This is a genomic window from Bacillus sp. FSL K6-6038, assembly GCF_038050455.1.
Lineage (GTDB): Bacteria > Bacillota > Bacilli > Bacillales > Bacillaceae_G > Bacillus_A > Bacillus_A pseudomycoides.
On record NZ_JBBOUH010000001.1, the window covers coordinates 2,853,497 to 2,866,006 of the forward strand.

At 31.5% G+C, this 12,510-nt stretch carries 11 protein-coding genes and 3 pseudogenes; 2 read left to right on the top strand and 12 right to left on the bottom strand.

All coding sequences use genetic code 11. The annotated features are described in order from the left end of the window. Positions 1-48: 48 nt before the first annotated feature. On the bottom strand, positions 49-837 hold the full coding sequence (gene bla, locus NSQ40_RS14820; protein ID WP_018765769.1) for a subclass B1 metallo-beta-lactamase: 789 nt from the start codon (positions 835-837) through the stop codon (positions 49-51). 144 nt (positions 838-981) lie between these two features. On the opposite strand from bla, the pseudogene NSQ40_RS14825 reads away from it, so the two are divergent. Then, positions 982-2,761, top strand: a pseudogene (locus tag NSQ40_RS14825) (peptidoglycan D,D-transpeptidase FtsI family protein). Positions 2,762-2,772: 11 nt separating this feature from the next. Here the strand turns inward: NSQ40_RS14825 and NSQ40_RS14830 are convergent. The 5 genes from NSQ40_RS14830 to NSQ40_RS14850 all read right to left on the bottom strand — a co-directional run bounded on the left by NSQ40_RS14830 (position 2,773) and on the right by NSQ40_RS14850 (position 7,471). Next, a complete protein-coding gene (locus NSQ40_RS14830; protein ID WP_018765771.1) occupies positions 2,773-3,600 on the bottom strand; it encodes an SH3 domain-containing protein in 828 nt (275 codons plus the stop codon). After that, positions 3,597-4,121, bottom strand: a complete 525-nt coding sequence (locus NSQ40_RS14835) for an RNA polymerase sigma factor (protein WP_003207441.1) — start codon at positions 4,119-4,121, stop codon at positions 3,597-3,599. Before NSQ40_RS14835 ends, NSQ40_RS14830 begins: the two co-directional genes overlap by 4 nt. A gap of 582 nt (positions 4,122-4,703) precedes the next feature. Next, positions 4,704-5,030, bottom strand: coding sequence for an antibiotic biosynthesis monooxygenase family protein (locus tag NSQ40_RS14840; RefSeq protein ID WP_003207439.1), 327 nt, complete (start codon positions 5,028-5,030; stop codon positions 4,704-4,706). Between the two features lie 82 nt (positions 5,031-5,112). Next, entirely contained in the window at positions 5,113-6,330 is a 1,218-nt protein-coding gene (locus NSQ40_RS14845; RefSeq protein WP_003207437.1) for an MFS transporter, read from the bottom strand. A gap of 97 nt (positions 6,331-6,427) precedes the next feature. Continuing rightward, a complete protein-coding gene (locus NSQ40_RS14850) occupies positions 6,428-7,471 on the bottom strand; it encodes an ArsR/SmtB family transcription factor (RefSeq protein WP_003207435.1) in 1,044 nt (347 codons plus the stop codon). A gap of 336 nt (positions 7,472-7,807) precedes the next feature. On the opposite strand from NSQ40_RS14850, the gene NSQ40_RS14855 reads away from it, so the two are divergent. Beyond that, positions 7,808-8,398, top strand: coding sequence for a hypothetical protein (locus NSQ40_RS14855; RefSeq protein ID WP_003207433.1), 591 nt, complete (start codon positions 7,808-7,810; stop codon positions 8,396-8,398). A gap of 175 nt (positions 8,399-8,573) precedes the next feature. Here the strand turns inward: NSQ40_RS14855 and NSQ40_RS14860 are convergent. The 6 genes and pseudogenes from NSQ40_RS14860 to NSQ40_RS14885 form a co-directional block, all read right to left on the bottom strand. Then, positions 8,574-8,804 (bottom strand): annotated as a pseudogene (locus NSQ40_RS14860) (GNAT family N-acetyltransferase); the annotation flags it as partial. Positions 8,805-8,968: 164 nt separating this feature from the next. Next, positions 8,969-9,616, bottom strand: a complete 648-nt coding sequence (locus NSQ40_RS14865; RefSeq protein WP_003207429.1) for an alpha/beta family hydrolase — start codon at positions 9,614-9,616, stop codon at positions 8,969-8,971. A gap of 100 nt (positions 9,617-9,716) precedes the next feature. After that, positions 9,717-9,860 (bottom strand): annotated as a pseudogene (locus NSQ40_RS14870) (ArsR/SmtB family transcription factor); the annotation flags it as partial. A gap of 191 nt (positions 9,861-10,051) precedes the next feature. Continuing rightward, positions 10,052-10,636, bottom strand: a complete 585-nt coding sequence (locus NSQ40_RS14875) for a hypothetical protein (protein ID WP_033797795.1) — start codon at positions 10,634-10,636, stop codon at positions 10,052-10,054. 291 nt (positions 10,637-10,927) lie between these two features. Then, entirely contained in the window at positions 10,928-11,827 is a 900-nt protein-coding gene (locus tag NSQ40_RS14880) for a phosphotransferase enzyme family protein (RefSeq protein ID WP_003198327.1), read from the bottom strand. Between the two features lie 162 nt (positions 11,828-11,989). Beyond that, positions 11,990-12,493, bottom strand: coding sequence for a GNAT family N-acetyltransferase (locus tag NSQ40_RS14885; RefSeq protein ID WP_018765776.1), 504 nt, complete (start codon positions 12,491-12,493; stop codon positions 11,990-11,992). Positions 12,494-12,510 lie beyond the last annotated feature (17 nt).

Consider the following 12,510-nt stretch of genomic DNA (forward strand, 5'->3'; position numbering starts at 1 on the left):
AAACAAAAATTAGGCTATTCCTCTATATTACGTGGCCGTCACACCCTATTAATTTTCATTATTTTTTAACAAGTTCAACGTATGAGTAAATAAACGACTATCTCCGGGATCTCCATGTCCTGGTACAATAATATTTATATCGCTGTATTTCTTTTCTACTTTTTTAATTGCCTTTGACCAATTAGATACATATGAACCTGGAGTTTGTACAATCTCTTGCGTATCTAGTGATTTTATTAAACATCCTCCAAATAGGATTTTATACTTTGGTAACCATACTGTTATGTTATCTTGTGTATGTCCTTTTCCTGGATAAAATGTTTCCACGTTTATATCACCAAATCGCATATTATCGCGTTTCTTCAAGTCTCCAAGAGGCTTATCAAAACCTTGTTTCTCTGCTAAATCAGCAGTTAAAGCCGTACTGTGTACCTTGACGCCTTTTTTAGTCAGCGTTTTAATTCCTCCTATACGATCGTCATGAGCATGAGTCACAATTGCTTCTGTGACCTCTTTTGTAGGAAATTGCTTTTTTAGTATTTGAAGCAGTTGATCTGTAAGATCATCATTCCAAGGTGTATCAATTAGTACTAGTCCTTTAGACGTTTCAAGAATTAAACCATTTGCAGGAATACGTGTTCCATTTACCACTCCAATGCTTGTATGCATCCAGACCTTTGGATACAATTGTGAAATGGATACATCTTTCTCTTGATCTTTATTTTTTATTTGCTCTACTTTTTCGGCAGCTTGTACTGGAAATATTGAACTGGCAAATTGGCTAATCCCTAATATACTTGCGCATAGACCTACTTTTAATATCAGTTTCTTTTTCATTTTCATTGCTCCTTTCCTAGCAGCTTACTTCTCTAAAAGCGCTACTACACTTAATAGACAATCCAAATGATAAAGTTGTTCCCACATTTACAAAAAAAATAATAAATTTTAATATAGAATAGAATCTGGGTAAGGGAGGATTTTATGTTACATAAAAAATCAAAGAGGTGGATAATTTTAGCAGTTTTATTCATTTTAGGAGTTATTTTGATGTTTTTATTCAAAACGAGTTTTATTTCGTTTACTATCAAAACTTCTGCAGCTGAAAGAGGAAAAATTATTGACCAAAATGGAGTCATACTAGCCACAAATAAAAAAGTAAAATCTTTGTATTATGTCTATAATATTGATTGTCCAGCCGATCAAGAAGTAGCGAAGATATCAAGTTTTCTAAATCAGTTTTCATCCAAGTTTAACCATAAGATTTCAGTAGATGATATAAATTCACAATTACAAAAATCTTGTAAACATCATGATAAAAATGAAATACGATTACATGCAAACTTAAATGATAAAGAATTCGCATTTATAAACGAAAACAACTTCAAAAATATAAAAGTAAAAAATGAGTGGATACGTGTTTATCCACATCATGAAATTGCTTCACAAGTAATTGGGTATGTTGACTATGAAAAAAATAACTCGGATTCTAATTATGTTCCTGTTGGTAAAAACGGAATTGAACTTCAATATGAAAACGATTTAAAAGGGAAACCAGGAAAAACTCTCACTTTTAAAATAAAAAATAAAAAGTTCTTATGGAACATACAAAGTCCTCAAAGAGGAAAAGATATTCAGCTAGCACTAGACTATAAACTTCAGCAAAAAACTGAAAAAGCACTAAGATCCCAAATTCAGAAAACCCCTGATGCTACTGCTGGTTATGCTGTGGTGATAGATGTTAAAACAGGAGAAATATTAACTATGGCTAACTCGCCAGTTTTTGATCCAAATATATTCAATACACCTTTATCATCGTCTGAAAAAGAAAACATCCAATTACTTGCTCAAAATAAAACAATCCAAAAATTAAAGTATGGTGATTCCTATGTAAATATGGCATCAACTATAAAGCCGCTTACTATATTAATTGGGTTAAACGAAAAGCTTTTTCAGCCTGAAGATACGTATTTAGATAAAGGTCGCTTTCAGTATAATAATCAAAATAACATCACCAATGCTGCTGGAACTCCAACTGGTGAAATTACACCGAGTCAAGCTATCATTAACTCATCAAATACATTTATGACAGCAAAAGTAGCAATTCCATTATTCAATCAAAATAATGGAAATTTAGAAAAAGTGGCAACCGTGTGGACGAGTTATTTAAAGCAATTCGGTCTTCGCTCCAAAACTGGGATTGATTTGCCCTTTGAAGAAGACGGACAATATAAGTTACATGCATCTAGTAATTTTGAAAGTGGGATTTCTGCTTTATTGAATGCTTCTTGGGGCGCAAATGAAGTACACACTACTCTCCAACTCGCCCAATATGCGGCTGCTCTTGCAAATAAAGGGGACAAATACAAACCTCAAATCGTGAATGCAATTATGGAAAACGGTGATAAAAAAACAAAAGAATTTAAACCAATTTTAGAAAGTTCAAATCGTTATCCTTCAAGATTCTGGAATGTTTTACAAAGTGGAATGAGTCAAAACATACAAGAAATTAAAAACTTACCCTTTGACGTTGCTGGTAAAACGGGAATAACAGGTTCGCCGAATGAACAAGAGAAAGTTATAAATCATTCTCTATTTATTTCATATGCCCCTACTAAAAATCCGCATATTGCTATTTCTGTCATTATTCCTGGTGGTAATTCTGAAAGAAATAGTGCAGCACTTGCTGCAGCGGAAATTTTAAAGGAGTGGGATACTCTCCAAAAAGAGAATAAAAAATAAAGAGAAAGGTTCAATAAAGTGAACCTTTCTCTTTTACCATATAGAATCTATACTCTTTATTTTCCACATACCATCATTTTGTTTTTCAAAAATGAAAGAATACTGGATATCTATTGATACATGGTCTTCTTTTACGTAGCCAGTATAACCATTCATTGTAGTTATTTTTATATATCCATCATTCTTCACTTTCTCCGGAATCCATGCTTTTACAGTTTCGTTAGATACCCGATATAAAACGCGTGAATCATGTTTTGGTTGAGTTAAAATTTTTGTTTCTTCACCAACAACAGTAGCATATAAATAACGTTCTTGCTTCGTTTGGTTACTTTCTGCCAATCCACTTGGTATCTTATATAATGTTTTCGTATCATTCACAAATTCTCCCCCCATTGCAAGAGCTACTTGTAAATCATGAAAAATATCATCATCAAACTTCCATTCATTTTTACTATACTTTTCTCCCTTAAAAACAAATTCTTCATCTAATACTCTATATAAATCGTTCTTATTTTTTAAGCTTGTGTTTTGATTTAATTCATCCATAAATTGTTTTAGTGATTGATCTTGATTAGATTCATCTTTCATCTTAACTTCAATTTGAGTGCTACTTTGCACAGGCGGTTCATTTTTTCCAAACCAGAATTGTTGAAAGTTAAACAGCACAGCCGTAAAAACTAGAACAGCTGCAACAGTGAATGTCTTTATACGAAATGGCCTTCTAATTTTAGGGAAACCTTCCTCCCTATTTTGGTATATAGATTGTTTTATTTTATAAATAAATTCCTCTTCGTCTTGAGGCTGTTTCATAGGCCCACCTTTTAATTCTTTATACCAATCCGGCTTTCTATCATTGTTCATAATTCATCCTCCGATAATATTTTTGAAACTCGTGCACGAGCGCGATGTAGCCTAGATTTCACAGTTCCAATAGACACGTCTAATGTTTCAGCAATTTCATCATAAGATAATTCATATTTTGCATCTAGTATTAATACTTCACGATGTTTTTGGGGCAAATTTAATACGGTGTCCCAAACTTCATTCATAGTTTCTTTTTGTAAAAATTGTTTTTCTGCTGACGGATATTCCTTATCATGTCGAAAAAAACTTACTAAAGAAATCCTCTTAAAATAGGAGGACTTTAAATAATTTAAAGCTGTATTCCTTGTAATTTTTAATAACCATGTCTTAACAGAGGACTCATTCCGGAATGAATCCCACTTTTTAAATACTTTTATAAACACCTCTTGCGTTATATCATCTGATAAATGTGTATCTTTTGTAATAATGAATGAATAATTCCATACGTCTTGCCAATGTTCTCTTATAACATTATCAATTTCATCATGATTGCAATTTTCAATAACCTTATGTTCCATCTCAACACCTCAAGCTTATTTGAATAAGCATAAACACCTTTCCTCATGTTTTATAATTGACTCCTTTATATAGACAAGATAAAAGTTTCTTTTGTTCCATTTTCTATTAAAAATCATACGGAAGAGTTCTGTCATCAAAATCCCAAGATACTTGTATGCAATCTTTTAACATTTGACATACGAATTGCTTCTCTTTTTCAAGTGCTCATATATCCAATTCCTTGTATAGAATCTACCATTGCCGTCCAACAGGTTGTATCATGTGGAGATATGTACATTCACACTATATGTGGATAAAATTATCATTTCATGTCTATTTAGCTTAACTTATCTTTTCAAAAATACTGGTAATACCCTATCAACGGCAAGTTAAGATTGAGTCTCCAAAGGACTTTCTCTCTTGTTATTAACCTGTTTTATATTATTTGTGTTTGCTTAAACATTTACACGTACCAATTAAATAAAAAAGTACACCACTATGTGTGATGTACTTTTTTCATATACTATAAACAAGACATTGATATTAAAAAACTTTATGACACTTCATGTCTTATATTTCACAAAATTTATTTCCTTTTTTGATTAAGACTGCTGATAAGCAGATTTCGATGATTTCACATAATATACCGCATGCTCAGATTTCAAAATATGATCTGGTTTTGGTTTCCCGCGACTTTCTCTATGCCCAGCTAAATGCTCTTCACTTGTCTCCCAGTTTTTCCATGCATCTTCAGATTCCCAGCGAATCATTACAACGACTTCTTCGTCCCCTCTTCTCACCTTTTTAACAAGAACACTTAAGTCGATAAACCCTTCAAATTTTTCAATAATACCTTCTCCAGAAAAACGTTGAACAACAAGATCTGAAGTTCCTTCTTTAACTGTAATTGTTTTCGTTTCGATAAACATATATCCCACTCCCTTTGTATGCAATTAATTCTATTATTGTTTCATTATAATTGATTTTGATAATTATTTTCAATTAAAAGATTTAAGCTGATTTTTCTCGAATCGATTCATTGAGAAATTTAAAATATGGAAGGACTATTCCAGCTAAAGAAGTTACACATATGATAGAGCCAATTAATATATATAACGTTCTTACTCCCCATATCTCACTCAATACTCCTCCAACTAAAACACCTAGTGGCATCGCACCCCTTATTAAAAATAAGCGTACCGAAAATACCTTCCCCATCATATCATTTGGCACAGTTTGCTGGCATATTGTCGTGTTATGGACATTAAAAAACGCCATGCATACGCCCGCTACAGCTTCAATCATAACTGCTAAAATGATGCTATGATTTAGGCCTAGTGAAATATATGTGATTCCTCCTACCAATAGCGCCCCAAGCATGAGAAGACGTCGACTATGATACTGAACTTTCCCAACAAGTATAGAGCCAATTACATATCCAAGGGGAAAACCTGCCATAAAATATCCATAATCAGCATAACTTGCCGAAAGCTCATCTATTATATATGGAAGGTTGATAACCATCGTTACACCGACTCCAAATTGAACAAATGTGAGAAAAATACCTAACCAAACGATAATGGGTTGTTTGAAATAATAGGTAAATCCTTTAATAGATTGCTTTAACCAACTTTTACGAACAGTTTGAGCTACTCTATGTTCCTGTATAAATAACAATAAAGTACCACTTATAAATAGAAATAAACAAACGAAAAATAAAGTTAGCTTTACGCCTATAAACTCAATAACAATTCCCCCTAATACAGGGGCTAAAAACATCATAAGACGAACCATACCATCAATATAAGCGTTCGCTGTTTGTAGCTCTTCCCTTGATACAATTGTTGGTGTAATCGCTTGATTGGCTGGTACATAGAATGGGGTGATAAGCCCCACGATTATTTGTACAACAAAAATATGCCATGTTTCTATATTTCCAATGATTATCATACATAGAGGGAGTAAAAAAGCTAGCCCACGTGTCCACTGAGATACAATCATAATCCATTTCCGGCTCCACTTATCAATGAAAGGACCAATGACAAGCTGTAAAAGAAGCGATGGGATAAAGTAAAGTAGCCACATACTTCCTAAGGCCATTTTCGAGCCCGTTAATTGATAAATAAGAATGGAATTACATAGGGTACCAAATGCACCGCCTAATTCAGAAATCGCGCTACCAATCCACATAAAGAAAAACGATCGATTTTTTAAAATATTTCTCCCCATTTTGCACCAACTTTTCTTTTTAGTTCTCCTCCTATTGTGCATATTCTATAAAAGTAAAATTATTTTATCTTTTACCTTTGGATGTACAAATTCATAATTAATGATTTAAATAGAATTCCAACTCTTTCGATATAGCCTCTAATGCTTTCTTTTTCAAAATATACTTTGCATCTTGAATATCAACTAACTTCGCAGATCTTAAAATTTTCAAATGATGATGAATTGTTGACTTCCCAAGATTTAATTGTTCCGTTATCTCCTGCAATGTACGATCTTTTTCAAATAACAATTTTACAATTCTCAATCTTGCTTCATCACCTAAAGCCTTATGTTTATGAACTAAAAAATAACTTGGCTGATATGGATCTTCTGGATGTATACTTTCATTTGCGATTGGATAATGAAATATTTTTGTATCTTCTATATCTGCTTCGATATTCCAAGGTCGATACGTGTATTGTGGAATAAGAAGAACATGATGTACACTTGGCTCTGGAGAATAGGTAACACCGCCTGTTGCCCATTCAACAAATTCTTCGGCCTTCATCTTTTCGTTCATTTTACATTTCGTTTCATAGTCTTGTTTTAGTATAAGTGATAGCTTTTCTGCTTCCAGTTCAATAATAGCTTCATACCAGCCTGTCATCACTGCAATGAAATGCTCTTTAAGCATTTTTATATCCACTTTACAGATGAAATCAATATAAGCAGGAAAAAATGGATTGCTACTTGTTAACTCTTTTAAGTCCTGAACTGCTTTCATCTCTCCATTTGCTGCCTTCCTTCTTTTTTCTTGATATGTATAGCCGACAAATGGAATGCATATATACTTTAAATCTTCTTCTGATAACGTGGTTACATACTGGATAAACTCAGGTAAATTCGTAAAATCTTCTTGATATAATAGTTGTAACAACGCTTTCCACGTGTTATGTTTCTCCACGAAATGTAACTGCTCTAACATTTCCACTGATAATGATTGTCTAATTTCTCCCCACTCACTTGGAGATTTTTCTAACGTATCAATCAGCCTCGTATTCGTAATTGCCGCAATTCCAAGTGCACATTCGAAAAGTATCGAATACTTTACTTGAACGTTATATGTTTCTCGTTTTCTACTTGTTAAATGTAAGACTTCCATTGTATCCCTCCTTTTTTTGTTATTATTTTAAATTCTATAAATATCGAATTTACCCTTCTATAATTTCAGAATTTTAAGTAATTCAAGAAAAAAACGCATGAATTTAATTCTTGCACTACAGTTCAAGAAAATTCATAAACCATTTGCTAATGACATTATTTTCAAGATATTACACTGTATATAAAAACAAAAAGATAGATAAGGCAGAAAGTATTTCTTCCTTATCTATCTTTTTTTACTGTATATTTAATTTATAATATAATACAATAGAAATAGAATAATTCATAAGATTCCCACTAAAATTATGTTTTTCGGAATTGAAAGGGCATACAGAATATGAATAAAAACTTAACAAAAATTACAATAACAAGCGGTCTCATTCTTATCCTTTATCATTTTTTACAATGGTATTTAGTAGAATTACTTACACCTTTCGCTATGCCATTTTTATCATTAACAATCCATGGATGGTTTTTCGTAATGTTTATTCTTACGATTATACATGTAATCAAATATAAAAATTGGAAACCATTTGTTATTCAAATAATAATAATAGTTTTTTGGCTGTGCACGCCATTTACACTAATCTATCTAAAGTTAGATTTTATAATCCACAAAGAAAACCGTACAGAAGTTGTAGAGCTTATCAATCACAAAGAATTAACTCCTAATGTTAATCATGATAATAGACAAATTCACTTACCTAAACAATTTGCAACTACTTCAAAAGGCGGTGGAGATGTACGAATACAACATGGCGAAAATGGTATTTTAGTTTTCTTTTTTACTTACCGAGGTATATTGGATAATTTTTCAGGATTTATTTATGCACCAAATGATGTAAAACCAAACAAATCTGATTTTAATAGCGAATTTAAAGAAATCACGAAAATCGAGAAAAATTGGTATTATGTCTCGTCGTATTAAAAAGGTATAGATATCATAAATACAAAAAAAGCTAGCATTTGCTAGCTTTTTAGAAACTATTATTATATTCATTATTAAGAGCAATCCTTTTATAACTACATCAGCATTTTGCTTTGGCATTCCTTTTTCAATTATAAATCCTCCGCTTCCCAATATCTTCGTTCAAACTTCGGACGATTCTTATGAACTGCATTGTTTCAAATCCATATGTAAGAATTGCTTGCAATGCCTCAGATGCATAGCCTTTTCCCCAATATGTATCATCTAGTTCATAATCAACCTCAGCCCGCTTATGATTTTGATTGATTAAATGAACTCCACATGTACCAATTAATGGATTCGTTTCTTTTAATTCGATCCCCCAGCGAATAACACTTCCTTCTTCATATCTTTTTCTAAATACCTTTCTTAACCCAATAGAAAACGCCACTTTTTTCCATAACGGGATCGGATTTGAAATGAAAATTAAAAACGTCCATGTAAAAAGAGGTGCAATTAGCACCTCTCTTGCATTTATTTTAGCAATTAAATTAGCACCCAAATTAGTGAACTTTTGATAATGTCAATTTATCAATAATTTGCCCTAACGGTTTCTTGGAGTTTTTCCATTACCCTTGATAAAGCTAAAATTGAATTTCTTGTTTCAAATTCTCCAACATTCAAGGAATGATTTGCATTTTGGATAACATCAATCGTTACATTTGACTTACTTAATTGGTCAATTTGATTTGCATTGTAATAATGGTCTTTATCCCCGATAACTAAAAGCCCTTCATGATGACTATTCAAGATTGAGTCAAAAATCGAATCAAAATTTATTAGAGGGGTGAATAAAATCATTTTTGACTTTAAGAATTCATCTCTCTTCATTAAGTCATTCGCAATTGGAATTGTTCCGAGTGATTTTCCTAAAAAAATCGAATTGTTGTATTGCCCATTTTTTAAAACATCTAAAATCACAGGATTAATATCATCCATCATTATTTTTGTTATTTCTTCAATCGTTTTTTTCATTGTTTTCTCATCATAAGAGTAATGGATATGGACAATATCGATTTTGTTTTGGAGCATTAACATCGTCGAATAATAAAACAAGGGTTTATCGTAATTGTAACCTGAACCTGAAAACATAAAGCAAATCTTTTTGAAACCCATTTCTATATGTGTATAACGAATCACTTTGTCGTTTATTTGTATCTCCTTTTTATTTCCTTTCATCCTTTTCCCCTCCGAAACTTTTATAATACCATAACATAAATTTCTAATTATTCTATAAAGATAAAGATTTCCCCATTACTGATTGTCTTATCTCTTCTCATTCACTTTGAGATTTTTCTAACGTATCCATCAGTCTAGCATTCGTAATGGCTGCAATTCCAAGAACGCATTCGAAAAGTATCGAATGCTTTACTTGAACGTCATACGTTTCCCTTCTTCTACTTGTTACATGTAAGACGTCCATTGTATCTCTCCTTATTTTGTTACGTATTAAATTCTATAAATACCATATTTTATCTTCTGTTTTTATCGAATTCTTAAACAAAAAGACGCATAGATGCAATTTATGAATTCATGCGTCTCTTTTCTATTTATTGTGCAGAGATAATAAAGTTGTTTCATTTTCGGAAAGCCAATAATTAATAATCACCCTTTTTAAGCTTCATTAAAACATTTCGATAATTTAATAACCATATCTTTATAATTCATAAAAAAATTTTGAGTAGGTAAAATGGCAGAGTAAGGAGAAATATTTTCTTCATCTACTAGTACACATTCGTCATAAATTAAACTAATATACAATTGCTTTAAAGGCTCTATTTGGTTTTGTTCAAGATACAAAACCAAATCATTATAAAGCTGTTGTCCATACTCATCGACAGAACGTTCTAATGAGAAGCCACCTGCTAAGCTTGTCCACCATACTTCAAAGCCACGAACAATTTCCTTAAATGATTCCTCATTAGATAAATCTGCTTCAAATAGCTGTTCATAAAATCTATAATTCCCCTCGTAAAAAGTCTGCATTTCATTTTTTTCATTAGCGATTTGCTTACGAAGCGTGCTCCATAATTCTTTAAAGTTCACTTCAAAATCATTGGAGAAATTTAATTTTCTTGCTATATAAGGAAACCTCATGTTTTCTTTTTCCTCTTTTTGATTAAGATAAATATTTTGAATATAAATCATAAAGTTTAAACAGCGTGACATGCTAGTATATATTCTAAACGAATCCGTCATTTCCAGTTCCTCCTTAACACTTACCTTTTATTAATTAATCAAATATCGAAATATTCTTTTATTATACAAAGAAATTAAAGAAGATGATATTCCAATACTATACCATCTTCTTTAATTTGGTGTAGTGCTTTAAGAAAAAGGCAAATCCTTTTACAAAAAAACTACTTTCTAGATAAAAAGTTGGGATTTTTGATTTTTAATAGACTTAGGGTGATGAATAATATTTGTCGCATATTCAAGAAAAGCACCCGTTAGTGCATTAATAAAATGTAATGTACATATTGAGACATCCTATAAAAAAATAGAAAAATCATTAATACCTGCATATGGCACTTGATTCTTGATTTTGTCTTCTAAGCTATGTAAGGTGTATGCTTGCCATTCTTCTAAATTATTCATATCCCATTTTTGTATGAATAATTGATACAAATAAATCTCTCTTATTTTTAAGAAAATAGGAATTTGTATAATTATATCCTTATGAAGCATATTTTCTGTTTTATATCCTGCAAAAAAATTACTCATAAATATATCACAAAAGGAATGTGTATTGCCATTGAAGGAACTATGTTGCCAATAAGCATGATAGAAAGCTACTGCAATATCTTGAGCGTACCAATTAAATGCGCATTCATCAAAGTCAATTGTGGTTATACAACCTTCCTCATTAATAATTAAGTTTCCTTGATGGTAGTCATTATGAATAAGTCCGAAAGTATCAGGCGTAATAATATATGAAGTTAGACTGTGTACCAACTTTTCATATTTTTCCTTAATCCATGGATCTAACTTTCTTCTAAGATTAAAGACATCAGGACTTTCAACTTTCCATTCAGGACGTTGTATTGTTTGTAATTTAAATTCTTTGGATAGCGCATGCATTCTTCCTAAATTTTTACCGAGTTTTTTAAAAATCTTTTCATTCCAGTGGGATTTATTTGTAACATCAATTTGATTGCCCTTAATAAATTCAAAATATGTTTTAACCCGTTCTTCCTCACACTCTAAAGGAATTACTGGCTTAGGTACAAGTACACCTTTTTTATATAAAAAATTCATCCACTCTATTTCTTGTAAAACCATCTCCTTTGTTTTACTCTTATCAGAAATTCTAACTACCCTTTCTTTCTCTTTAATATAAAAAACGTCGTTATTAAATCCTCCATTCAACCTAACACGATTTTCTAGCATCCTGCTTTCCCCTTACACTCTCAATTTACAAGAACACTTTTATTTAAAAAGTAGCATAATAACTTCTTTGTCTCTTCATTTACTAACCTGCATCGTTAGTTTAATAGCACAACTTCTAAAATAAACCCATTTTTAAAAATGAATGTTTAGAAAAATTTCATTTTACATGTATTTCAAAATCTTAGACATATAATAACTATCAACTAAGTTTCCATCAATAATACAAGAAGCTCTTTTTATCCCCTCAATCTCATAACCCAGTTTCTTATATAAAGAAATTGCTGATGTATTATTTATCCTTACCGTCAACTCTAATCTAATTACACCAATAGTTTTTGCCCAGTTTTCAAGTTCTTTAAATAACTGGGTCCCAATTCCTTTTCCGCTATTTTCATGTGCTACACCAGCAACAATATAAACACTATGTCTAATTCTTTTAGGCTTACTACCAATTGCCATCAAATATCCTACTAATTTATCTTCAATCTCAGCAACAAAAATAGCTGAATTAGGAGATTGAGATATTTTGTTGATAAAATTTTGTTGTTGTTCAATTGTAGTAGCTCTTTCCCCTTCCTCAAATAACATAAATTCCGTTTCTCCATCAATTTTTTCGCATAATTCTAAAAAGGATTCTGCATCTCTTTCCATAATTAATCGAATCATATAATATAAACCTCACT